Below are 22,533 nucleotides of genomic sequence, written 5' to 3'. Positions count from 1 at the left end.
AAACCATAGAATCTCCCACACAACGTAGGAGCGGGCTTGCCCCGCGATGGGCTTAGAACGGCTTTACACGCCAGCGTACTTTTTGCTGGTCACAAAAGCAGGCGCCTTCCACTTCGGGCCTTTGATGGTGCGGCCGTTTTCGCCTGTGGCGAACACGCCTTCGGCATACAACCTTTGGCACGTGTTCAGCAACTCGCCGCTGGCAATGACCTCGAACTTGTAGTTAACGTACATCCGGTCAATGTTCTGAATAGAAGACCCCGGAAGGAGCGCCGTCAGTACATCCGCTACCGATTCATTCAAGATGATGTCTTTGATAGTACTCATTTAAAATCCCTCATTGCTTCCTTGTATTCCTGCTGCTCACCCGCCTCTTTCGCTTGCTGGGTATAGAGCGAGTCAGTGCGCTCATTGATGCCATAGTCTTCAAGCGTCGCCGTATGGGCATCATTCCATACCGAGAGGTCTTCATGACCATCCTTGACGCCGAGCGCACGATAACGCTCCAGCTCCCTGATCTCGTGGGTGTAAAAACGCTTGTCCGTATCGGTGACCTGGAGCTCGCCGCGCAGGATCTTCTCCAGCCGGGCAATCATGATGTTATTGGCGTCGGAAGGGGCAAAGCGCCCGGTGTGCAGCTTGACCTGCGCGATTCCCGCCGAAGTGATCGAGGCACTCTTCCAATCCAGTTCCCGGACGGGGCCGCCCGCCTTGGCAGGGTTGTACTTTCGCCCGCTATGAACGCCAACCGTGGTAGCCCCGTCATAAGGCGAGCTGTACACACCATACAGGGGCGCCAACCCAGAGTCGGCCGGAAAGACGTAGATACCGTCATGGATATCCAACGGGTTGAGCGCCGGAAAAACCTCGCCCTCGACCTGAACCGGGGTCAGGGTAACGCCAGTGTAAACCGGCACGTCCACAGGTTTTGCCGGGGTGCCTGTGGAGCTGTTGCCAGGCGCGGCAATGGGGAAACTCAAGGTGATCGGCGGTGTGTCAGCGCTAGTGAAGGTGTAGGCATTGCGCGCAGCATTGAGGGTCAGCAGCCTGACCTTGACCTTCGGCGACAAGCCACCGGCCAAACCGGTCTTGACCAGCGAATACTGCGTACGGCTACCCACCATCCGATACGGCATGTCGACCGTACCGCCAGCCGCCGCGATCGCCGCCAGGTTCTGCGGCAAACTGGGCGCCAAGTTACCGGCTGGAACCGTCAACGAGGTCGGCGGAAATCGATCGCTATTGCCCAGCGAGGGCGAGTAAACCAGCAAACCGATACCTACACCGGTAGCACGATCGAGCACAACACCGGCTGCTGCTTGTAACAGCTTGATAGCGCCCTGGATGGCGGCATCGAGGGTGAACTTCGAACCTGTGGCGAGGCCAATGGAACCTGCCACGGCACTGAGTTGGGCCTTGTTGCCGGCGACCGGCACCCTGAAGGTGTTGGCGGCGCGAAGCGCTTCCTCGGCCGCCAGGCGTGCCTGCTCCTCGGCTTTACGCTTGGCTTCGGCCAGACGCGCTTGCTCTTGCGCCTGGCGTTGAACTTCGGCCAGACGACGCGCTTCGGCTTCAGCAGCCTGGACCTGAGCCAATCGCGCTGCCAGCGCAGCAGACTTGCGATTGAGAATGGCGATGGCTTCGGCAAGGATCCTGGCCTGATAGCCGGCACTGTACGAGTCGCCATAGCTGTCTTGCTGAGCCCTGGCCAGCGCAGGGTACTGGCTCAGGTTCCAGCCCATTTCCCGCGCTACGATCTGCCCCCTTTGGGCATCGGTAAGCGTCAGCGGATCGCTGCCGGAGTAGGCCAGCGCCAAGGACTGATAGGCACCGAGCAATGCGTTTTTCTGTTGAATCAGGCCGTCGACCGTGCGCTTGGCGTTTTCGGTGTCTAGCGAGGTCTGGTAGGTGGCCTCGTTGCGCACACCAGCCGCTTGCAACTCGCTTTCGGTATCAGCCGAAACCGTTGCCAGCTTGGCGGAAAAGAAGGCTTTGAGTTTGTTCTCGATCAATTGCAGCGAGGTGTACACCCGACCACGCAAATGCTGTTTGGTCAGCGACTGCAGCGCATCCGGTTGTTTGAGAATGGCGAGGTTGTAGCTCAGGTCCACGTTGGGGTCGTAGCCCCCGCCCCCGCCTGGGCCGTAGATCTGCTCTCTACCCGTAATGATGATAGGAGGTAAAACAATGCTTCCTGGCATATTTCTATCCTTTGACTGCTTGGACATTTTCAATCAAGACATGGTTTTTGAACCCCGGTCATTGGTTGGCCGCCCTTCTTGGGCGACAAAACAACTGTATATTTAAACAGTATTATTTCGCCAGATCTTCTTTCAGAAAAGATCGAAAATGACGTTAAAGAGAACATTTCCCACTACCGGAATGCGCATCAACAGTCGCCCCCCGCCCTGGAATTTGCTAGCCTTGCGCAGCTTTTTCGCATGGACGCCCCGCCCGTATGAACCCTATTCCAAGGCTGTTTTCCTGGCTCAGTCTGGCAACCCTGTTGCCCTGCTCCGTAGCTCAAGCTGCGCTGCCCGTCAGTGTCTTCCACGGCACCCAAGGTGACACCGCCATTGAAGTCGCCCTGACCTACGACCCGCAGCACGAAACCATCGAAGGTTACTGGCTGGAAGAACAGCGCCAGTGGCTCATCCCGCTTGAACCCACCCCCTACGACCATCGCTTGCCGCTGCTGATCAATCTTCTGGATAACCAGGATCTACCGTCCGCCGCACTGTTGATTCAGCCTTTTGTGTTTACCCACGACCGCGAACTGCGCGGCGTGCGGGTAAACCTGCGCAACCGTGAACGCCAGACACTGGAGCTCAAGCGCATCACCCGGTTCAGCGACCGCCAGGACACACCTTGGCAGGGCGAACTGCTGCAACTGCCACTGAACGGGCGCAAGCTGTTTCGTGTGCACGCGCACAAGGCCGCAGGCGAGTACGTTGGCACCATCGATCGCATCAGCATCATTGATCGCAGCACTGGCCAGACGGTGCAGGTCATCGACAACCTGACGCTGTTGTTTCAAGGCAGCGCCAGCTTGAGTTTTGCCGACTTCAATGGCGATGGACTGATTGATTTCAAAGCCATCCCGGTCGGGCAAATGGCCAGGGGCGGGACGGCGGGCAAGGAGCAGCAGTATTACCTCTACCAACCGGTCAGCGATCGCTACGTACTCACGACCGAGCAGCAAGCCAGGGAGCGCAACTGATGAGTAGTTTCGGCAAATACTTGCTGGCTGCCGGGCTGCTCGGCCTGAGCCTTGGCGCCCAGGCTTATCAGTCGGTTTACCAAGGCACCCTGGGCAAGCAGGCGATCACCCTGGTGATCGAGAAAACCAATGACTACAAGCATGGTTTCTACTTTTATGATCGTTACCGCACGCCGATCCGTCTAAAGCGCTCGGTGAGCTACACCCAGCAACTGTCCATGGATGAACTGGACAGCGGCGGCTTGCCCAGCGCGCGGCTGAAGTTCTTCGACATCGATTCCAACCCCTACGGGGAACCTGTCCACGGCAATTGGACGGCCTATACCAATGCCAAGCAGTTGCCCCTGGAGCTGCACATGGTGGCCAACTTCGGTCATCAGCAGGTCTGGCCTGGTGGTACCCCAGCACTGCCTCAGGCGGCCGCCACCGAGCGCTTCTATTTCCAGATTCCGCTGGCCGAATCCTATGACCAGGTCAAGACCATCGAGGTCATGGACAAGGCCAGCGGCAAGCGCGTGCAAACCCTTGAGGTGGGTCTGCCCGGTTGCTACAGCCAGGGCATCGACACCCTCAAGGTACGCATCGAAAGTGGCAGCACCCAGGTGTTGCTGGAGCCCAACCGCCATTGCCTGGGCAAGGTGTTTGAGTGGCGCCAGGACAAGGAACAGTTCGAAGCGCTGAACTGAGTATCAGCTCGGGCAACTGTGCTCACCATTGTTCAGGCCCTGCTTGTAATTGCGACTGAGCAGGCTGGCCTTGCCGTCGTGCCAGGTCAGGGTCAGCACATACATCGAGTCGAAATCCGCCCCGTCCCAATCGTCGGTAATCACCTGTTTTTCACCCAGGGCCTTGCCGGCCACAGTGTTGATCAGCTCCGGCAGGTAGCCGTGGGACCAGGCGGTATAGACGGTGGCGTTGCGGTATTTGTCCTGCAGCAGCTCATCGGCCAGATCACCGGTGTCATTGGCGCCAAAGTCGATATTGACCGGCAGGCCAAGCTTGATGGCGCTCGGGCTGATGGTCATCAGCGGGCGGATATAGCTGTAGGCGTCGTCTTTGCTGCCCTCTTCGACATGCCGGGAGGGATTGGCGGCGAACACATAGTCGGCCTTACCGAACTTTTCCGGCAACAAGGTGGCCAGATCCAGGGCGCGGTTCAGGCCCTGGCAATTGAGTTGCCCCAGGCCTTCGCCGGGCTTCTCGGCGTGGCGCAGGAACACCAGGGTCTGTACGCCGTCTACGGGCGCTGCGCGACTTTCAAGCGCCTCGAACGATAGCAGGCCGACACCGGCAAGCAGGGCAAGAGACAGTGCAACGCGGCGGTGGCGTTTGATCAAGGACGGCAACTTCATAAGGCTCTTCACAGCAAAAGGATTGAGGCTGACCCGCCTGTGCCACCCCACGGCCGAAGCCGCGGGGGGATCCCTGTCTGATGTTCCCTCCGTGGAATCGGGCAAGCTTCAGAGTGCAAGAATGCCATTTGGTTCGATCCCTGAGCGCTCGACCCTGAGCCAGAGCCACTGTAGAGCATTGATATTGCTGAATTAAGACGAAGCTCAATCGTCGCGGGTGAGGACTTCGAGCAGTTCTATCTCGAAAGTCAGGTCGGAATTGGGCGGGATCCTGCCCACGCTGCGCTCGCCGTAACCCAGGTGCGCCGGCACCAGCAGCTTGCGCTTGCCGCCGACCTGCATGCCCATCAAGCCCTGATCCCAGCCCTTGATCACCCGGCCAGAGCCGATGACGCACTGGAACGCTTTGCCGCGGCTATGGGAGGAATCGAACTCGGTGCCGTCAGCGAGCCAGCCGGTGTACTGGGTGGTGATCAGCGCGCCCTTGACCACGGCCTTGCCGTCGCCTGGCTGGATATCGATGATTTGCAGTTCACTGCTCATGCTTGACCTCGTTGAAGCGGGATATGCCTTGGGTGGGCAGCTTTTTCGCAGGGTTGCCAGGGTTTTGCAAGACTTCTGTGGGCCTATGCAGCCGCCACCGCCCTGCCCGGCTCATGTTGGCGCATCGACCAGCACACGCCGCCGATCACCAGGACAATCGCCAGGCCTTCCAGCAGGCTCGGCCCACTTTGCCGCCAGATGAAGGCGTAGAGCAAAGCGAACAGGGTTTCGAAGACAATCAACTGGCCGCTCAGGGTCAAGGGCATGCGCTTTGACGCGGCATTCCACAACAAGGCTGCCAGCCACGAGCCGAACACCGCGCAACCCAGGCTGTACAGCCAGAACAACAGCCAGCGCTCAGGCGCTGCCTCGACCTGCAACTGCGCCGGTTGCCACAGCGCCAGCAACACCACCAGCACCAGGCTGAAGACCCCGGTCATCACCCCGCTGAGCACCGACCACTGGTGGCTGTCGAAATGCCCGCACTGCTTGAGGTAGCGGCTGTTGTGCACGGCGTACCAGGTCCAGCAAGCCAGCGCGCCAAGGGCATAAAGCAGCCCGGCAAACTTGTCGGCCGCCGCTCCAGGCTCCAGGGCAAAGGTCTGCAGGTTGATGCAGAGCATGCCGGCGAGAATCAGCCCCAGCGGTAACAGCAATTGACGCAATGCCACCGCGCCGCTGTCGTTACGACCATACAGAGTGATAGTCAGCGGCAGCACTCCGACAATCAACGACGCTGGCGCAACACCCAAGCGCTGGATCGCCGCCACCAGGCAGATGAAGTACAGCAGGTTGCCGATCAGCGCCAGTCGCCCGATCATCCACAGGTCGCTCAGGGTCAGGCACCCCAGTGCTTTGCGCATGGGGATTGCCAGCACCAGGGTCACCAGGCCGAACAGTACGAAGCGCGCGCAACTGAGCAGCACCGGGCTGAACTCCGGCAACAGTTGCGGCACCATCAGCACCATTCCCCACATTGCACCGGCTACGCCGGCATACGCCACACCCCGTTTCACTTGCCCTCTCCTGTTCAACAAAGTGCGCAGGCTAACGCTCGGGCGCCGTTCGGACAAAAGATCATTCGGCATGCAGGCATTCCCCTGGAGAATACCTTCCCTGCTGAAAGCATCAACCTTATGATTCAGGCATTCCCCAGACTGGATTGTCACATGAGCCGCTTCAGCCGCCACCTGCCGCCACTGGATACCCTGATCGCCTTCGAGGCGGTGGTGCGCAGCGGCAGTTTTACCCGCGCCGCCAGCGAGCTGTACCTGACCCAGAGCGCTGTGAGCAAACAGATCAAGGTGCTGGAAGAACACCTGGGCGCAGTGCTGTTCGAGCGCCGTGCCCGGGGCATTGCCCTGACGCCCGCCGGCGAGGGTTTCAACGCCATCGTCGAACCCATGCTCGAAAGCCTGCTGGCCAAGGTGCTGCGCCTGAAAAGCGGCCACGGCAGCCGCAACGTCAGCGTCATCTGCACCCATGCGGTGGCCCAGTACTGGTTGTTCCCACGTCTGCTGCGCTTCAACGAGCAGCACCCGGATCTGACGGTGAACATCCACGCCAACAACGAAATCAGCGAGAGCGATATCGGCAACTACGACTTTGGCATCCTCTATGGCCATGGCCACTGGAGTTCACTCAAGGCCAGCAAGTTGTTCGATGAGGCCATCTATCCGATAGCCAGCGTCAAACGTGCCCTACCCACCGTGCATTCATTGAGCGAGCTGCAAGCATTACCGTTGATTCAGCTGGATGCCTCGGCCTGGAACTGCCTGGACTGGCAGGACTGGTTCGCCCACCAGGGCTTGCGCTATCAGGCGCCAGCGGATGCGGCGACCTTCAACCAGGTCAACCTGGTGTTCGAGGCGGTCATGCAGGGTATGGGGGTGGGCCTGGGTTGGGAGTTCATGGCCCGCGAGCGCATCGATAATGGCTCGATCCGCCAGGTGTCAGCGTTTGTCGTGCACACCGGGCAAGCCGACTACCTGGTACACGACAAACAGGCCCTGCGCTCGCCAGCGGCGCAGGTGTTCGAGGACTGGCTGCTGGCCCTCAGTTGAACATGGCCTCAACTTGTGCTGCGGTCATTTCTTCGGTCTGGTTGGCGAAACAGTAGTAGCCCGGTTTCTTGTCGACATACACCTGCAGGTCGAAAGCCCAGTCGGTATCGCCCTCAAGCACACCGACCGACACCGCATCGAAATGGCCGGATTTGAGCCGGTACAACAGGTGTGTGCCGCAGGTGCCGCAAAAACCGCGCTGGGCCCACTCGGATGAGTCATGGAACACTGGCTGAGCGCTGGTGAACTTCACCGGTTCTGCGCAGTGCACCGACAGGAACGGCCCGCCGCCCCACTGCCGGCACATGCTGCAATGGCAGGCATTGACGCTGGCTTTTTCCAGGCTGACGCTGAGTTTGACGGCGCCGCACAGGCAACTGCCGTGTTTTTCCAGGGACATGGTCAAGGCTCCTTGCTGGGAGAGGTAGGCGCCAAGTCTAGCAGGCCATCGTGGGGCAAGCCTGCGCCGACAGAGCTACTGGCCGAAAGCCCGGCCCAGGCCACCCGGCACGCCACTGCTGTCGGTTTCCTGCCAGGGGCCATTGAGGTTGGTCGACCAGCTCCAGCCGTTGTTCCAGCGGTAGTAGGTGCGCTGGCGGTAGAAGGTGTTGCTCTTGCCGTCGAGTACGTACACCCCCAGGCGTGGATCCCAGTGGCTGGCGCCACCGGGCGGTGGTGCAAAACTGGGTGAGGTGCGCTGTACCGGCTTGGGCGCCGGGGTGACGGTTGGCTTGCTCGGCACTGCGCCCGGCTTGGGCACAGGCTTGCTGCTCGGGACTGGCGGCAGGGTCTGGATGGGTGGCGCGGTAGGTTCGGAGGGCTGATGAACGGTACATGCACTCAAGCCCGCAACCAGGCAAAGAAGGGTCAGGCGGGCGATGCTGTTCATAGGCGCTCTCTTACTGGTCCGGGCTGTCGATGGTCAGGTGTTGCGCAGCGGTAGTGCTGCTGGCCAGCGGAGCCCCCTTGCCAATCCATTCGCCCTGGGTCGGCTGACCAGCGCGAGAGATGCGCGCAACCAGTTGGACTTCAGGGAAGCTCGACAGTTTCATGTTCGGCATCATCGCGTCGCTGTCGCTCAGCTCGACCTCGATCGGCAGCTGGGCCACGGTAACCCGCTTGGCTGCCAGCGGCATCGGCGGGCCGGAACTTGCCCGGGCGAAGATGAACACGGTGTCATCGGCCTTGACCTTGTCCTTGAGCGCCGCCGCCAGTTCCACCCGCACCTTCAGGCGTGCCGTGGCTTGCTCGGCAAGCGCTGGCGCGAGCTTGCCTGCGCCGGCCTTGAGCTTGTCGCTGGCCCGGTCGATGCCGCCTTGCAGCGCTGCCCGCGAAGCGTCGCCGTCAGGCAGTTGAGTCAACAGGCGGTTCCAGTAGTCGATGGCTTGCTGGTAGTGCTCGGACTCAAAAGCAGCGATGCCGAGCAGGCCCAGGCTGGTGACTTCGTTCGCGTCGGCCTTGAGTGCTTCGTCGGTCAGGGCCTGGGTCTGGGCGTTCCACTGTTTGTTATTGGCAAAGTAAACCGCTTGGGCCCATTGCCCGAGCAGCTCCGGCTCACGCCCGGCAACCGCCACCGCACGTTCGAAGACCTTGGCCGCATCGGCGGGACGCTCCTGGGCCATGTAGGCACGGCCGAGGAAGTACAGGCCTTCGGCCGAGTCTGGCTGGGCCTGCACCGCCAACTCCAGGCGGCGGGTCATTTCTTCCATGGACTGCGGCGCCTTGGCAAATTGCTGGGTCAGCTCGACCTGCTCGCTGGCGCCAAAGTGCAGGTACAGGCCCAGGCCCATCAGCGGCACCAGCACCGCCGCAAGCAGCGGCAACGGTTTGCCCAGGCGGCCCAGGCGTTGCGGTTCGGCGCCCTCGGTATCGGCCAGCAACTCGCGGGCGGCCTCGTCACGGCCCTTGCCGAACTGCTCGGCATCGAGCACCCCGGCCGCCTGCTGGGCAGCCAGCTCGGCCACGCGTTCCTGGTACAGGGCAACGTTGAGGGCGGTACGGTCTTCTTCCTGTTGCGCACGACGGCCGCGCAACACCGGGATCAGCAAAAAGCTCAGGGCCACCAGCAACAGCAGGCCTGCAGCAAGCCAGAAATCAGTCATGGGTCTGTTCTTTGTCCAGCAATTTGGCGAGGCGCTCACGCTCCTCGGCGGAAAGGTCGGCAGAACCTGCAGCAGCCTGGCCACGGCGCTTGCGCACGATCAGTGCAAGCACGGTAAAGCCACCCAGCAGCAACGCCCCCGGGCCGAACCACAGCAGCCAGGTGCGGGCGCTCAGGGCCGGCTTGTAGCGCACAAAGTCACCGTAGCGATCGACCATGAAGTCGATGATCTGCTGATTGCTCTTGCCTTCGCCGAGCATGCGGAAGATCTCCCGGCGCAGGTCGGCGGCGATCGGTGCGTTGGAGTCGGCGATGTCCTGGTTCTGGCACTTGGGGCAGCGCAGTTCCTTGGTCAGATCGTGATAACGCGCACGCTCGGCTTCATCGGCAAACTGATAGGTATCGATCGCCGCCTGGGTTACTCCGGCCAGGCTCAGGCCGAGCACGACGGCTGCCAGCCAGCGCTTCATGGCTTGGCCTCATCGACCAGGCCCTGGTACTGCGGCGCCAACTGCTCGCGCCAGACGGTGGCGTCGACGACACCGACGTGCTTGTAGCGGATGATGCCCTTGGCGTCGATCAGGAAGGTTTCCGGCGCGCCGTACACCCCCAGGTCCAGGCCCAGGCTGCCCTGCTCGTCACGGATGTCGAGCTGGTAGGGGTTGTGGAACTCGGCCAGCCATTTCAATGCGGCGGCGTTGTCATCCTTGTAGTTGACCCCGTGGATCACCACGCCCTGCTCGGCCAACTTGTTCAGGTACGGGTGCTCGACCTTGCACGACGGGCACCAAGTGGCCCAGACGTTGACCAGCGCCGGCTTGCCGAGCAGGTCGGCCTCGGTCAGCGGCTTGCCGTCGACCGATTGCAGGGCAAAGGCCGGGAACGGCTTGCCGATCATTGCCGACGGCAACTCGCTCGGGTCGAGAAACAGGCCGCGGTAGAGAAACACCGCCACCAGCAGAAACACCGCCAGCGGCAGCACCATGATCCAACGCTTCATGCAGTTGCTCCAGACATGCCCAGTGCCTCACGCACACGGGTTTTCACCTTGACTCGATAGCGCCCGTCCAGTGCCGCCAGCAAGCCGCCCAGGCCGGTCAGCAAACCGCCCAGCCAGATCCAGCGTACGAATGGCTTGACGTGCACCCGCACCGCCCAGGCACCGTTATCCAGCGGCTCGCCGAGGGCGACATAGAGGTCACGGGTGAAACCGGCATCGATACCGGCTTCGGTCATCATCGACTGCTGCACCGTGTACAGACGTTTTTCCGGGTGCAGCACGCTGATCTCGCGGCCGTTTTCGACCACCCGCACGGTGCCCTTGTCGGAGGTGAAGTTCGGCCCTTCGAAATGCTTGGCACCTTCGAAGATGAACTGATAACCGGCCAGTTCCACCGACTCGCCCGGTGCCAGGCGCAGGTCGCGCTCGGCACTGTTGTTGCTCGACAGCACCACGCCCAGGGCGCACACCGCCATGCCCAGGTGCGCGACATGCATGCCCCAGTAGCTGCGGCTCAGGCCACGCAGGCCCTTGAACAGGCCTTTATGGCGAGTCTTGTCGAGGATGTCGCGGGCACCGGCGAGGATGATCCAGGCGGCCAGGGCGAAGGTGGTCAGCACCTGCCAGTCGAAATCATCCACCAGCAGGCCGCCGATCGGCGCCAGCACCGCACTGCCGATCAACACCGGGGTAAGCATGCCCAGCAGCCATTTGCTCGGGGTGTCTTTCCAGCGCACGAGCACGCCCACCGCCATCACCACCATCAGTAGCGCCATCAACGGAATAAACAGCGCGTCAAAGTACGGCGGGCCGACCGACAGCTTGGCGCCGGTCAGGGCATCGAGGATCAACGGGTACAAGGTGCCGAGCAGAATCATCGACGCCGCTACCACCAGCACCAGGTTATTTGCCAGCAGCAGGGTTTCCCGCGACCACAGGGCAAAACCGACCTGACTCTTGACCACCGGTGCGCGCAGGGCGAACAGGGTCAGCGAACCACCGACCACGAATAGCAGGAAGATCAGGATGAAAATGCCGCGCTCGGGGTCCGAGGCAAAAGCATGCACCGAGGTCAGCACCCCGGAGCGCACCAGGAAGGTCCCCAACAGGCTCAGGGAGAAGGCGGCAATGGCCAGCAACACCGTCCAGCTCTTGAACACGCCACGCTTCTCGGTGACCGCCAACGAGTGAATCAGCGCGGTACCGACCAGCCAGGGCATGAACGAGGCGTTCTCGACCGGGTCCCAGAACCACCAGCCGCCCCAGCCCAGTTCGTAATAAGCCCACCACGATCCGAGGGTGATACCGATGCCGAGGAAGGCCCAGGCAACGATGGTCCACGGCCGCGACCAGCGGGCCCAGGCGGCGTCCAGACGGCCGCCGAGCAAGGCGGCAATGGCGAAGGCAAAGGCCACCGAGAAGCCCACGTAGCCCATGTACAACATCGGCGGGTGGACGATCAGGCCGATGTCCTGCAGCAGCGGGTTGAGGTCGGCGCCATCGCTCGGCATTTGCGGCAACAAGCGTTTGAACGGATTGGAGGTGATGATCAGGAACGACAGGAAGCCGACACTGATCATGCCCATTACCGCCAGTACCCGCGCCAGCATCACCTGCGGCAATTGCCGGGAGAAGATCGACACGGCGAAAGTCCAGCCGCCGAGGATCATCGCCCAGAGCAGCAGCGAACCTTCGTGTGCACCCCACACGGCGCTGAACTTGAAGTACCAGGGCAAGGCGCTGTTGGAGTTGTTGGCGACATAGGCGACCGAGAAGTTGTCGGTCATGAAGGCATGGGTAAGGCAGGCGAAGGCGAATGCCAGGAAAGCAAACTGGCCCCAGGCCGCCGGGCGCGCCAGGCTCATCCACAGGCTGTCGCCGCGCCAGGCGCCGAGCAGCGGGACGGTGGCCTGGACACAGGCGAAACAGATCGCCAGGATCATCGCCAGTTGGCCCAGTTCGGGAATGATCAATGCCGCATTCATGGCTTGGCTCCGGCATCGGTGGCGAGCTGGCCGCTTTCCTTGAGGGCCTTGGTGACCTCCGGCGGCATGTACTTCTCGTCGTGCTTGGCCAGCACTTCATCGGCCACCACCACGCCTTCAGCATTGAGCTTGCCCAGGGCGACGATGCCCTGCCCTTCACGGAACAAGTCCGGGAGGATGCCACGGTAAGTGATCGGCACCGACTTGTTGAAGTCGGTCACCACAAAGCGCACGTCCAGCGAATCGCCGGAGCGTTGCAGCGAGCCTTTCTCGACCATGCCACCGGCGCGGATGCGGGTGTCCAGCGGCGCTTCGCCATTGGCGATCTGGGTCGGGGTGTAAAACAGGTTGATGTTCTGTTGCAGAGCGCTCAGGGCCAGGCCGACAGCGATACCGATACCGGCCAGCAGGCCGAGGATGATGAACAGACGCTTCTTACGCTGCGGATTCACGGTTTGTTCTCCCGGCGCAGACGGCGCGCCTGTTCTTGCAGGTAACGGCGCTTGGCGCGCACGGGCGCGGCGACGTTGAAGGCCAGCACCAGCAGGCAGATGCCGTAGGCCGACCAGACGTACAGGCCGTGATGGCCCATGGCGAGAAAATCACTGAAGGAGGCAAAGCTCATCGTGCCGCCTCCCGACCCAGGCTGTTCAATACCTCCTCCTTGACCCAACTGGCGCGTGCCTCGCGCTTGAGTACTTCAAGGCGCATGCGCAGCAGCAGCACGGCGCCGAAGAAGCAATAGAAGCCCAGCACGGTCAGCAGCAGCGGCAGCCACATTTCGGCGGGCATTGCCGGCTTTTCGGTGAGGGTGAAGGTGGCGCCCTGGTGCAAGGTGTTCCACCACTCCACCGAGTACTTGATGATCGGGATGTTGATCACCCCGACAATGGCCAGCACCGCGCAGGCCTTGGCCGCGCTCTCGCGATTGCTGATCGCCTGGCCCAGGGCAATCAGGCCGAAGTACAGAAACAGCAGGATCAGCATCGACGTCAGCCGTGCATCCCAGACCCACCAACTGCCCCAGGTCGGCTTGCCCCAGATGGCCCCGGTGACCAGCGCCACGGCAGTCATCCAGGCACCGATGGGCGCTGCGCACTGCAGGGCGACGTCGGCAATCTTCATCTTCCACACCAGCCCCACCACCCCGGCCACCGCCAGCATCACGTAGCAGGATTGGGCAAGCATTGCCGCCGGCACATGAATGTAGATGATCCTGAAGCTGTTACCTTGCTGGTAGTCCTGGGGCGCGAAGGCCAGGCCCCAGACGACGCCGATGGCGATCAGCAGCACGGCTGAGATCGCCAGCCAGGGCAGCATGCGCCCGCTGATGGAATAGAACCATTTGGGTGAACCCAGCTTGTGAAACCACGTCCAGCTGATTGCGCTGCTTTTCATCACGGTACATCCAGGGTCTTTGCTGGGCTGTGCCCAGACCTCATTATTCGCCGACGCTGATCTTCAGGCCAGCCGCTATTGCAAAGGGTGCCAGAGTTACTGCCAAGGCGGTCAGGCTGCCAAGCCAGAGCAGATAACCGGTCGCCGGCATAGCTTGCAATGCCGCCTGCAAGGCGCCACTGCCCAGGATCAATACCGGGATATATAACGGCAAAATAAGTAGCGCCAGCAGCAGGCCGCCACGTTTCAAGCCGACTGTCAGGGCCGCACCCACCGCACCCAACAGGCTCAATACCGGAGTACCGAGCAAAAGCGATGCCACCAGTACCGGCAGGCACTCCGCAGGCAGGCCGAGCATCAGCGCCAGCAAGGGTGCCAACAATACCAGTGCCAGCCCGGAAAAGGCCCAGTGTGCCAGCACTTTTGCCAATACCAGAAGTGGCAAGGGGTGCGACGAAAGGACCCACTGTTCGAGCGATCCGTCCTCGAAATCACTGCGGAAAAGCCCGTCCAGCGGGAGCAGAACCGATAAAAGTGCGGCTACCCAGACCAACCCTGGGGACAAGGTTTGCAACAATTGAGTCTCGGGCCCCACCGCCAACGGGAACAGCGCGACAACGATGGCGAAGAACACCAGCGGGTTGGCCAGTTCGGCCGGGCGCCGGCACAACAGGCGAGCCTCGCGACGCAACAACAGCACAAACACACTCATGCGGCCCACTGCCCCAAGTTGATTTCACGGTAACCGGACGGCTTGCGCTCCAGCGTATGGTGGGTGGTCAGCACGACCATGCCACCGCGCTCGCAATGGCCGGCCAGGTGCGCTTCAAGCTGGGCCACGCCCTGCTTGTCGAGGGCCGTGAAAGGCTCGTCGAGGATCCACAGCGGCGGGCTGTCCAGGTACAGGCGGGCCAGTGCTACGCGGCGCTGCTGGCCGGCTGACAGGGTATGACAGGGAACATCTTCGAAACCACGCAGGCCCACCGCTTCCAGGGCCTTGCGGATCGCAGCCGGCGCGGCCGGGCGATGCAGGGCGCAGAGCCAGGCCAGGTTTTCTTCAGGGCTGAGCAAGTCCTTGATACCGGCGGCGTGGCCGATCCACAGGAGGATCCGGGCCAATTGGTTGCGCTGCTCGACCAAGGGATTGCCGTTGAGCATGATCTGCCCGGCGGTGGGGCTCATGAGGCCGGCCAGCAGGCGCAGCAAGCTGGTCTTGCCGCTGCCGTTGGGGCCGCTGACCTGCAGCATGTCGCCTGCACCCAGGTGCAACTCGAGGTTTTCGAAAAGCATTCGCCAATCGCGCTCGCAGGCCAGGCCCACGGCTTGGAGATGAGGGGTCACGGTTTCGCCTTATGCTTGGGATGCCTGTCTCAAGTCGGTCCCGGCCTTGCCGTTATACTGGCAACGACGATGTGGCCCGGCCGCGCTGATCGCCAAAGATCGGGCGGCATTATACATGTGATGTCCTACTGCAAAGAGGGCTATTTCAATAGGTTGCGAGCGGATGACAGGCGAAATCAACAACCTCGGCCCACAGATCCCGGCCAACCCGCAATTGCGCTCGGCGATGACCGGCGAACTGCTGCGCCTGCTGCAACCGCAACAGACGTTGCTGGCCCCGGGTGAAACCGCCAAGGCCGAGGTAATGGCCCTGCGTCAGGTCGGCCAGGATTTCCAGATGCTGCTCAAGTTGACCCAGGACAACGGCAAACAGACCAACGTCCAGGCCAGCAGCCCCCTGCCCCTGGCCCAAGGCAGCCAGCTGGCGGTGAGCCAGAACAGCAGCGCCAACCTGACCATCACCGTGCAGCAGGCCATCGCCAGCAGCGTCGCCACCCTGACCCGTATCGACACTCGCCAACTGCCGGTGGGCACCTTGCTGCAAGGCAAAGTCGTCACCAGCCAGGCACTGCCGCAAGCGGCCGGCCAACTGGCCCAGTTCCGCTCGCTGGTGACGCTGCTCGGCGGCCCCCAGGCCGGCGCCACCCTGGCCATCGACAGCCCGCGCCCGCTTACGGTGGGCAGCCTGCTCAGCGCGCGGGTGCAGGGTGATCATTCCTTAAGCTTTGTGCCACTGAGCGGGCGCCAGGAGCAGTTGGCGGTCAGCCAGCAACTGAGCACCCAGCAGAGTCGCCAGGCGTCCCTGCCCGGCTTGCTCAATGCCTTGCAACAGCTGCGCAGCGACAGCAATCAGAGCACCGAGCTGCGCGCCACGGTAGACAAACTGTTGACCAGCCTGCCGGATGTGCGCCAGCTCAGCGACCCCAAGGGCCTGGCCCAGGCCCTGAACAACAGCGGCGTGTTTCTTGAGGCCAAATTGCTGGCCGGCCTGCCTGCGGCACTGGCCCCTGACCTCAAGGCCCAAGTGGTGCGCCTGGTGGCACAACTGCTGCCAGGGTTGCCTGCTAACACCACCTTCAACCCGGCGGCGGCCGCCAGCACGTTGGCCCAGGTCATGCCCGGCATGGTCCGCAATGCCCTGGGCATGCTCGGCCAGGTCAGCCCGCGCCCTCAGCCCGGAGGCTTTCCCCTGCCCTCACGGCTATTGCAGAGCAAGGATGGTGAAGGCGACCTGGAGCATTTGTTGCGCCTGGCCGCCGCGGCCATTTCGCGCCTGCAAAGCCATCAGTTGGCGAGCCTGGAAAAGACCGGCACCAGCGCCGATGGCAACCTGCAGACCACCTGGCAACTGGAGATCCCTTTGCGCACTGGTCAGGATTTCATGCCGCTGCAGATGAAGCTGCAGCGCGAGGAAACCCCGGAGCAGCAAAGCGACCCGGAGCGCGAACGTCGCGATCCGCTGGAAATGCTCTGGCGCATCGAACTGGCCTTCGACCTGCATCCGCTGGGGCCTTTGCAGGTGCAGGCGCAAATCAGCCAGGGCAGCCTGTCGAGCCAGCTGTGGGCTGAGTTGCCCAGCACCGCGCAACTGATCGAAAGCCAGCTTGGCCACTTGCGCGAGCGTCTGCTTGCGCGCGGCCTGAATGTCACTGAGCTGCACTGCCATCACGGCACACCGCCTCAGGGGCCGCGCACGCACTTGGAACAGCGCTGGGTGGATGAACAAGCATGATCGACAAGAACCCACGCCAGGCCATTGCCCTGACCTATGATGGCCAACAGGCACCTACCCTCAGTGCCAAGGGCGATGACGAGCTGGCCGAGGCCATCCTGAAGATCGCCCGCGAGCACGAAGTACCGATCTACGAGAACGCCGAACTGGTGCGCCTGCTGGCGCGTATGGAGCTGGGCGACCAGATCCCTGAGGCCCTGTACCTGACCATCGCCGAAATCATTGCCTTTGCCTGGCAGCTCAAGGGCAAGGTGCCGGTAGGGTTTGACGATAAGGGGCCACAGGAACGCGACATCACGCCCACCGACCTGAGATTGCCCGGTGCCTGAAAAGCATCGCGGGGCAAGCCCGCTCCTACAACGCCAGTAGGAGCGGGCTTGCCCCGCGATCGATGTCAGCTACGGTGCAACTTGCTCATCAACTCCGCCTCGGCCTGGGTCAAACCACAGGACTGAGTCAGCTCATCGACACTGGCACCCATGCCCACCAGCCGCGCCGCTTGCGCGAACGACAGGCTGTTGGGGTCACGCTGCTCCAGTTGCAGGAGCTTGTCCGGCAAGGGCGCAACCACCGCGCGCAGCTCGTGCAAGGCTTCGCCCATGCGCACGCTGCCGTTCTGGTAGTCGTCCAGGCGCTTGCCCAAATCCTTGATGCGCTGATCACGCAGCGCATCGCCCTGGGCCTGTTGCGCGGCCAGCTCTCGCTGGCGCTTGCTGTAGTTCAGGAAGAACCACAGGCTGACCGCCCACAGCAGCGCCAGAAATATGACTGCAACCTCGAGGATCAACTCAGATGTTCTCCAGCTCGGACCACTCTTCCTCGGTCATCATCTTGTCCAGTTCGACCAGGATCAGCAGTTCGTTGTTCTTGTTGCACACGCCCTGAATGAACTTGGCCGATTCCTCGTTGCCGACATTCGGCGCGGTCTCGATTTCCGACTGACGCAGATAAACCACTTCGGCGACGCTGTCGACCAGGATGCCGACGACCTGCTTGTCGGCCTCGATGATGACGATACGGGTGTTGTCGGTGATCTCGCTCGACAGCAGGCCGAAGCGCTGGCGGGTATCGATTACGGTGACCACGTTACCGCGCAGGTTGATGATGCCCAGTACGTAGCTGGGGGCACCCGGGACCGGTGCGATCTCGGTGTAGCGCAGGACTTCCTGCACTTGCATCACGTTGATGCCGTAGGACTCGTTGTCCAGCTTGAAGGTCACCCACTGCAGGATCGGATCTTCGGAACCTTGTGCAGACGATTTTTTCATTCCCCTATCCCTCAAAATCCGCCATCGGCGGTGTGCTCAGTACGGTCGCGGCAGATGCGGCCGATTATTTATGGGTGTCGTGCAGTTGCTTGACTGCACCGCTGGCGATCAACTCGGCCAGTTCAGCGACATCGAGCAATGCGCACATGTGTTCGATAACGGTGCCGGCCAGCCATGGCCGCTGGCCGCGCTGGCTGCGCCACTTGATCTCATTGGGGTCCAGGCGCAGCGAGCGGCTGACCTGATGCACCGCTAGGCCCCATTCATAGCCCTGAACCGAAATCACGTACTGCAGGCCCTGGCGAAAATCGTCCCGGTAACGGTCGGGCATCACCCAGCGGGCAGTGTCCAGTACCTTGAGGTTGCCGCTCTGGCTTGGCAGGATGCCCAAAAACCAGTCAGGCTGGCCGAACAATGGCGTCAGCTCGTGGCCCGCCAGCGGGTAGATCGAACCCAGGCATACCAACGGCACGGCCAAGGTCAGGCCGGCAACGTCGAACAGCAGGCATTCGAATGGCTCGGCAGCCCAGGCCGGGCGACCGTCGACGGTGGCCGGTGGTACCGGCTGGTTGGGTGCCGGCGGCAAGTGCACTTGCACCAATGGCTCGACAGGCACGCTGTGCACCGGCTCCAAAACCGGCTCCGGCGCCTCGATCACAGGCTCGACCACCGGCGGCAAGGTCAGCGCCAGCACCGGTCGCACTGGCTCGGCAAAGGGTAGCGGTTCAGCCTTGATCACCGCCTGAGCGGCAACCTGGGCATCACGCGCCTGTTCTTCGCGTACCGCCGCCTGAAACTCGTCCTGCTCGACCGATACCGTCGGCGCTTCGACGAGCACTTCGTCGGGCTCTTCAGTCGCCTCCTGGAGCAAACCATCGAGGTAGTTCTGCAGGGCCAGTTGCGGCCGGCTGGCCAGCTGTTGAGGGCGATTCATCAGGCCACCTGCACGGCAAGGTTCTGCGTCAGCAGGTGCTTGAGCAAGGCCCGATAGGCCACCACGCCGCGGCTTTTGCCGTCGAACTGTGAAGGGGTCAGCCCGGCCCGGCTGGCATCGCGCAGGCGCGTGTCGACCGGAATGTAGCCTTGCCAGATATGTTCGGGATAGGCGTCGCGCAGTACGCGCAAGGTGCCCATCGAAGCCTGGGTGCGGCGGTCGAACAAGGTCGGCACGATGTGATAAGGCAAGGCCTGCTTGCGCGAACGGTTGACCATTGCCAGGGTGCTGACCATGCGTTCCAGGCCCTTGACCGCCAGGTACTCGGTCTGCACCGGGATCACCAGTTGCTGACTGGCCGCCAGGGCATTGACCATCAGCACGCCAAGCAACGGCGGGCTGTCGATGATCGCGTAGTCGAAGTCCTGCCACAGTTGCGCCAGAGACTTGGCGATCACCAGGCCCAGGCCACTCTGGCCTGGCGACTGGCGCTCGAGCACAGCCAGCGCGGTGCTCGACGGCAGCAACGAGATATTGTCGTCACTGGTCGGCTGCAGCAATTGCCCAGGCAAGCCTTCAGGCACCGTACCCTTGTGCAGGAACAGGTCGTAGCAGCTGTGCTCCAGCGCATCGGGGTTGTGCCCGAAATAGCTGGTCATCGACCCGTGCGGGTCAAGGTCGACAACCACCACGCGCTTGCCCGCCTCGGCCAGCAGGCCGGCCAGGGCGATGGACGTGGTGGTCTTGCCGACTCCACCTTTTTGATTGGCTACTGCCCAGACTCTCATTGCGTTGCTTCCTCCCGGTACGGCAGCCTGCCCAGCCGGGATCGGTTAAAGGGTCGGTGACGGGGAATTGACGCGATTGTCGCCCACCGTCGGTGCTACCGCAGCAGGTGCAGTTTGTGTGCCAGCCCGCTTCATCGCCGCATCCGGCGTGGCATTGGCGCTACCGGAACCGGTCAGGCTGCGACGTACTTCAAGGTTGCGCGAAATCACCAGCACCACCCGCCGGTTACGTGCGCGGCCTTCGGCCGTGTCATTGCCGGCAATCGGCTGGAACTCGCCGTAGCCGACCGACGCCATGCGCGACGGGTTCACCCCTTCCATGGCCAGCAGGCGGACGATACTTGCCGCTCGCGCCGAAGACAGTTCCCAGTTGGTCGGATACTGCGCGGTACGAATCGGCAGGTCGTCGGTAAAACCTTCGACGTGCACCGGGTTGGCGAACGGCTTGAGGATCTTCGCCACCTTCTCGATGATGTTGAACGCGACATCACTGGGCATGGCATCGCCACTGCCGAACAGTAGCGAGGAATTGAGCTCGATTTCGACCCACAGTTCGTTGCCGCGCACGGTCATCTGATCGGACTTGATCAAGTCGCCGAAGGCGTCGCGAACGTCATCGGTGATGGTCTTCAACGGGTCGCTGGTGGTTTGCGCCAGGCCCGCATCAACCTGTTCGCTGTCCTTGATCAATGGCTCGGCCGGCTTGACGCTGAGCGGGCGCTCGTCGCCGATGGGGATCGGCTTCAGGCTACGCTCAGGGTCGTTGAACACGCCGATCAGGGCCTGGGAAATGATCTTGTACTTGCCCTCGTTGATCGAGGAGATCGAATACATGACCACGAAGAAGGCGAACAGCAAGGTGATGAAGTCGGCGTAGGACACCAGCCAGCGTTCGTGGTTTTCATGTTCTTCAGGTTGTCGACGACGCGCCATGTGTTACTCCATGAAGCCCTGAAGCTTCAGCTCGATCGAGCGCGGGTTTTCGCCTTCGGCGATCGACAGCAACCCTTCCAGAAGCATTTCCCGGTAGCGCGACTGGCGCAAGGCCAGAGCCTTGAGCTTGTTGGCGACCGGCAGCAGGATCAGGTTGGCACTGGCCACACCATAGATGGTGGCGACAAAGGCCACGGCAATGCCATTCCCCAACTGCGACGGATCGGCCAGGTTGCCCATGACATGGATCAGACCCATCACCGCACCGATGATACCGATGGTCGGCGCGTAGCCGCCCATGCTCTCGAACACTTTGGCCGCCTGCACATCGCGGCTTTCCTGGGTGTAGAAATCCACTTCAAGGATGCTGCGGATAGCCTCGGGCTCAGCACCGTCGACCAGCAACTGCAAACCTTTGCGCGCGTAAGGGTCCGGCTCGGCATCGGCCACGCCTTCCAGGCCCAGCAGGCCTTCCTTGCGCGCGGTCAGCGACCAGTTCACCACCCGGTCGATGCCGCCGGCAAGGTCGATCCGTGGCGGGAAGATAATCCAGCGCACGATAATCAGCGCACGCTTGAAAGAGCTCATCGGCGACTGCAGCAGTGCCGCCGCCAGGGTGCCACCAAGCACGATCAACGCTGCCGGGCCGTTGAGCAGCGCCGACAGGTGCCCGCCTTCGAGGTAGTTGCCACCAACGATGGCAACGAAGGCCAGGATGATCCCGATAAGGCTCAGAACATCCATCAGACGCAGGCCTCGACCAAGTGTTTGCCAATCTCGTCCAGGCCATACACGGCGTCTGCCAGGTTGGCCTTGACGATCGCCATGGGCATGCCATAGATCACGCAGCTGGCTTCATCCTGGGCCCACACCGTACTGCCGCCCTGCTTGAGCAGGCGCGCGCCTTCACGACCATCGGCGCCCATGCCGGTAAGCACCACCGAGAGCACCTTGTCGCCATAGGATTTGGCTGCAGAACCAAAGGTGATGTCCACGCACGGCTTGTAGTTCAGGCGCTCATCCCCCGGGAGGATTTTCACCGTGCCACGGCCGTCGACCATCATCTGCTTGCCGCCAGGGGCCAGCAAGGCCAGGCCCGGGCGCAGCATGTCGCCATCCTCGGCTTCCTTGACGCTGATCTTGCACAGCTTGTCGAGGCGCTCGGCAAAGGCCTTGGTAAACGCCGCCGGCATGTGCTGGATCAGTACGATCGGCGCCGGGAAATTGGCCGGCAACTGGGTCAGAACCCGCTGCAAGGCAACCGGGCCGCCGGTAGAGGTGCCAATAGCCACGAGCTTGTACGGCTTGCGCTTGGGTGCAGGCGAAGTGCTGGACGCAGGCGTTGCCGTTGCACGCACTGGCGCCGCAGCGCGTGGCGCAGGCGAACTACCCAAGCTGCTGACCGCTGGCTGGGCGCTCGGCTGCGGAGCTGGGGCTGGCGCCGGGCTTGAGTAAGCACTGAAGCGACGGTTGCTGCGCGAAATGGTATGAACCTTTTCACACAGCAACTGCTTGACCTTCTCGGGGTTGCGCGAGATGTCTTCGAAGTTCTTCGGTAGGTAGTCCACCGCACCGGCATCCAGGGCGTCGAGGGTAACCCGGGCGCCTTCGTGGGTCAGCGACGAGAACATCAACACCGGGGTCGGGCAACGCTGCATGATGTGACGCACAGCAGTGATGCCATCCATCATGGGCATTTCGTAGTCCATGGTGATGACATCGGGCTTGAGCGACAGCGCCTGGTCGATCGCTTCCTTGCCGTTGGTCGCGGTACCCACGACCTGGATAGTCGGGTCCGCTGAAAGAATTTCCGAGACGCGGCGGCGGAAGAAACCGGAATCATCCACCACCAGGACCTTGACTGCCATAAACACT

The 22,533-nt window shown here is 62.2% G+C and carries 28 protein-coding genes; 5 read left to right on the top strand and 23 right to left on the bottom strand.

Features of this window, described 5'->3' with window-relative positions:
* Nucleotides 1-63: 63 nt before the first annotated feature.
* Together M5G17_RS05875 and M5G17_RS05870 are read right to left on the bottom strand one after the other, a co-directional pair.
* Nucleotides 64-327: an immunity protein gene (locus M5G17_RS05875; RefSeq protein WP_273892058.1), complete on the bottom strand. Its 264-nt coding sequence runs from the start codon at nucleotides 325-327 to the stop codon at nucleotides 64-66.
* Nucleotides 324-2,111, bottom strand: a complete 1,788-nt coding sequence (locus M5G17_RS05870; protein WP_273892057.1) for an S-type pyocin domain-containing protein — start codon at nucleotides 2,109-2,111, stop codon at nucleotides 324-326. The genes M5G17_RS05875 and M5G17_RS05870 overlap by 4 nt, the downstream gene beginning before the upstream one ends.
* A 347-nt stretch (nucleotides 2,112-2,458) precedes the next feature.
* On the opposite strand from M5G17_RS05870, the gene M5G17_RS05865 reads away from it, so the two are divergent.
* Nucleotides 2,459-3,220 (top strand): hypothetical protein, encoded by a 762-nt coding sequence (locus tag M5G17_RS05865; RefSeq protein WP_273892056.1) that lies wholly within the window; start codon nucleotides 2,459-2,461, stop codon nucleotides 3,218-3,220.
* Nucleotides 3,220-3,906 carry a hypothetical protein gene (locus M5G17_RS05860; RefSeq protein WP_273892055.1) on the top strand — a complete coding sequence of 229 codons (687 nt, stop codon included), beginning with the start codon at nucleotides 3,220-3,222 and terminating at the stop codon, nucleotides 3,904-3,906. Before M5G17_RS05865 ends, M5G17_RS05860 begins: the two co-directional genes overlap by 1 nt.
* Before the next feature lie 3 nt (nucleotides 3,907-3,909).
* Here M5G17_RS05860 and M5G17_RS05855 read toward each other — a convergent pair whose 3' ends face one another.
* From M5G17_RS05855 to M5G17_RS05845, 3 genes are all read right to left on the bottom strand, one after another.
* Nucleotides 3,910-4,572 carry a histidine phosphatase family protein gene (locus tag M5G17_RS05855; RefSeq protein WP_273892054.1) on the bottom strand — a complete coding sequence of 221 codons (663 nt, stop codon included), beginning with the start codon at nucleotides 4,570-4,572 and terminating at the stop codon, nucleotides 3,910-3,912.
* 204 nt (nucleotides 4,573-4,776) lie between these two features.
* On the bottom strand, nucleotides 4,777-5,115 hold the full coding sequence (locus tag M5G17_RS05850) for an FKBP-type peptidyl-prolyl cis-trans isomerase (protein ID WP_273892053.1): 339 nt from the start codon (nucleotides 5,113-5,115) through the stop codon (nucleotides 4,777-4,779).
* Nucleotides 5,116-5,198: 83 nt separating this feature from the next.
* Entirely contained in the window at nucleotides 5,199-6,131 is a 933-nt protein-coding gene (locus M5G17_RS05845) for a DMT family transporter (protein ID WP_273892052.1), read from the bottom strand.
* A 153-nt stretch (nucleotides 6,132-6,284) separates the two neighbouring features.
* On the opposite strand from M5G17_RS05845, the gene M5G17_RS05840 reads away from it, so the two are divergent.
* A complete protein-coding gene (locus M5G17_RS05840) occupies nucleotides 6,285-7,178 on the top strand; it encodes a LysR substrate-binding domain-containing protein (protein WP_273892051.1) in 894 nt (297 codons plus the stop codon).
* Here M5G17_RS05840 and M5G17_RS05835 read toward each other — a convergent pair.
* From M5G17_RS05835 to ccmA, 11 genes are all read right to left on the bottom strand, one after another.
* Nucleotides 7,171-7,578: a GFA family protein gene (locus tag M5G17_RS05835; protein ID WP_273892050.1), complete on the bottom strand. Its 408-nt coding sequence runs from the start codon at nucleotides 7,576-7,578 to the stop codon at nucleotides 7,171-7,173. The genes M5G17_RS05840 and M5G17_RS05835 overlap by 8 nt on opposite strands.
* Before the next feature lie 75 nt (nucleotides 7,579-7,653).
* On the bottom strand, nucleotides 7,654-8,067 hold the full coding sequence (locus tag M5G17_RS05830) for a hypothetical protein (protein WP_273892049.1): 414 nt from the start codon (nucleotides 8,065-8,067) through the stop codon (nucleotides 7,654-7,656).
* 10 nt (nucleotides 8,068-8,077) lie between these two features.
* Nucleotides 8,078-9,280: a c-type cytochrome biogenesis protein CcmI gene (ccmI, locus tag M5G17_RS05825; RefSeq protein ID WP_273892048.1), complete on the bottom strand. Its 1,203-nt coding sequence runs from the start codon at nucleotides 9,278-9,280 to the stop codon at nucleotides 8,078-8,080.
* Entirely contained in the window at nucleotides 9,273-9,749 is a 477-nt protein-coding gene (locus M5G17_RS05820; protein WP_273892047.1) for a cytochrome c-type biogenesis protein, read from the bottom strand. The genes ccmI and M5G17_RS05820 overlap by 8 nt, the downstream gene beginning before the upstream one ends.
* Complete coding sequence (locus M5G17_RS05815; protein ID WP_130263795.1) at nucleotides 9,746-10,279, bottom strand: DsbE family thiol:disulfide interchange protein; 534 nt, start codon at nucleotides 10,277-10,279, stop codon at nucleotides 9,746-9,748. Before M5G17_RS05815 ends, M5G17_RS05820 begins: the two co-directional genes overlap by 4 nt.
* A complete protein-coding gene (locus M5G17_RS05810; protein WP_273892064.1) occupies nucleotides 10,276-12,249 on the bottom strand; it encodes a heme lyase CcmF/NrfE family subunit in 1,974 nt (657 codons plus the stop codon). The genes M5G17_RS05815 and M5G17_RS05810 overlap by 4 nt, the downstream gene beginning before the upstream one ends.
* Nucleotides 12,250-12,260: 11 nt before the next feature.
* On the bottom strand, nucleotides 12,261-12,716 hold the full coding sequence (ccmE, locus tag M5G17_RS05805) for a cytochrome c maturation protein CcmE (protein WP_130263793.1): 456 nt from the start codon (nucleotides 12,714-12,716) through the stop codon (nucleotides 12,261-12,263).
* Nucleotides 12,713-12,889: a heme exporter protein CcmD gene (gene ccmD / locus M5G17_RS05800; protein WP_123568063.1), complete on the bottom strand. Its 177-nt coding sequence runs from the start codon at nucleotides 12,887-12,889 to the stop codon at nucleotides 12,713-12,715. Before ccmD ends, ccmE begins: the two co-directional genes overlap by 4 nt.
* Complete coding sequence (locus M5G17_RS05795; RefSeq protein ID WP_273892046.1) at nucleotides 12,886-13,662, bottom strand: heme ABC transporter permease; 777 nt, start codon at nucleotides 13,660-13,662, stop codon at nucleotides 12,886-12,888. Before M5G17_RS05795 ends, ccmD begins: the two co-directional genes overlap by 4 nt.
* Before the next feature lie 43 nt (nucleotides 13,663-13,705).
* Complete coding sequence (gene ccmB, locus M5G17_RS05790; protein ID WP_273892045.1) at nucleotides 13,706-14,374, bottom strand: heme exporter protein CcmB; 669 nt, start codon at nucleotides 14,372-14,374, stop codon at nucleotides 13,706-13,708.
* A complete protein-coding gene (ccmA, locus tag M5G17_RS05785) occupies nucleotides 14,371-15,003 on the bottom strand; it encodes a cytochrome c biogenesis heme-transporting ATPase CcmA (RefSeq protein ID WP_273892044.1) in 633 nt (210 codons plus the stop codon). The genes ccmB and ccmA overlap by 4 nt, the downstream gene beginning before the upstream one ends.
* A 163-nt stretch (nucleotides 15,004-15,166) precedes the next feature.
* Here ccmA and fliK point away from each other — a divergent pair, with 163 nt between their 5' ends.
* Complete coding sequence (gene fliK, locus M5G17_RS05780; protein WP_273892043.1) at nucleotides 15,167-16,735, top strand: flagellar hook-length control protein FliK; 1,569 nt, start codon at nucleotides 15,167-15,169, stop codon at nucleotides 16,733-16,735.
* Nucleotides 16,732-17,064 carry an EscU/YscU/HrcU family type III secretion system export apparatus switch protein gene (locus tag M5G17_RS05775; protein WP_273892042.1) on the top strand — a complete coding sequence of 111 codons (333 nt, stop codon included), beginning with the start codon at nucleotides 16,732-16,734 and terminating at the stop codon, nucleotides 17,062-17,064. Before fliK ends, M5G17_RS05775 begins: the two co-directional genes overlap by 4 nt.
* Before the next feature lie 65 nt (nucleotides 17,065-17,129).
* Here M5G17_RS05775 and M5G17_RS05770 read toward each other — a convergent pair whose 3' ends face one another.
* The 7 genes from M5G17_RS05770 to M5G17_RS05740 all read right to left on the bottom strand — a co-directional run bounded on the left by M5G17_RS05770 (nucleotide 17,130) and on the right by M5G17_RS05740 (nucleotide 22,526).
* Nucleotides 17,130-17,522: a DUF2802 domain-containing protein gene (locus tag M5G17_RS05770; RefSeq protein ID WP_273892041.1), complete on the bottom strand. Its 393-nt coding sequence runs from the start codon at nucleotides 17,520-17,522 to the stop codon at nucleotides 17,130-17,132.
* Nucleotide 17,523: 1 nt separating this feature from the next.
* Nucleotides 17,524-18,003 (bottom strand): chemotaxis protein CheW, encoded by a 480-nt coding sequence (locus tag M5G17_RS05765; protein ID WP_010225041.1) that lies wholly within the window; start codon nucleotides 18,001-18,003, stop codon nucleotides 17,524-17,526.
* Between the two features lie 64 nt (nucleotides 18,004-18,067).
* A complete protein-coding gene (locus tag M5G17_RS05760) occupies nucleotides 18,068-18,937 on the bottom strand; it encodes a CheW domain-containing protein (RefSeq protein WP_273892040.1) in 870 nt (289 codons plus the stop codon).
* Nucleotides 18,937-19,725, bottom strand: coding sequence for a ParA family protein (locus tag M5G17_RS05755; protein ID WP_273892039.1), 789 nt, complete (start codon nucleotides 19,723-19,725; stop codon nucleotides 18,937-18,939). The genes M5G17_RS05760 and M5G17_RS05755 overlap by 1 nt, the downstream gene beginning before the upstream one ends.
* Before the next feature lie 45 nt (nucleotides 19,726-19,770).
* Nucleotides 19,771-20,658: a flagellar motor protein MotD gene (motD, locus tag M5G17_RS05750; RefSeq protein ID WP_273892038.1), complete on the bottom strand. Its 888-nt coding sequence runs from the start codon at nucleotides 20,656-20,658 to the stop codon at nucleotides 19,771-19,773.
* A 3-nt stretch (nucleotides 20,659-20,661) separates the two neighbouring features.
* Nucleotides 20,662-21,402 (bottom strand): flagellar motor protein, encoded by a 741-nt coding sequence (locus M5G17_RS05745; RefSeq protein ID WP_273892037.1) that lies wholly within the window; start codon nucleotides 21,400-21,402, stop codon nucleotides 20,662-20,664.
* Nucleotides 21,402-22,526 (bottom strand): protein-glutamate methylesterase/protein-glutamine glutaminase, encoded by a 1,125-nt coding sequence (locus tag M5G17_RS05740; RefSeq protein WP_273892036.1) that lies wholly within the window; start codon nucleotides 22,524-22,526, stop codon nucleotides 21,402-21,404. The genes M5G17_RS05745 and M5G17_RS05740 overlap by 1 nt, the downstream gene beginning before the upstream one ends.
* Between the last annotated feature and the right edge of the window lie 7 nt (nucleotides 22,527-22,533).

Source organism: Pseudomonas rubra (assembly GCF_028656935.1).
GTDB lineage: Bacteria > Pseudomonadota > Gammaproteobacteria > Pseudomonadales > Pseudomonadaceae > Aquipseudomonas > Aquipseudomonas rubra.
This window is presented reverse-complemented; position numbering and strand designations above follow the sequence as displayed.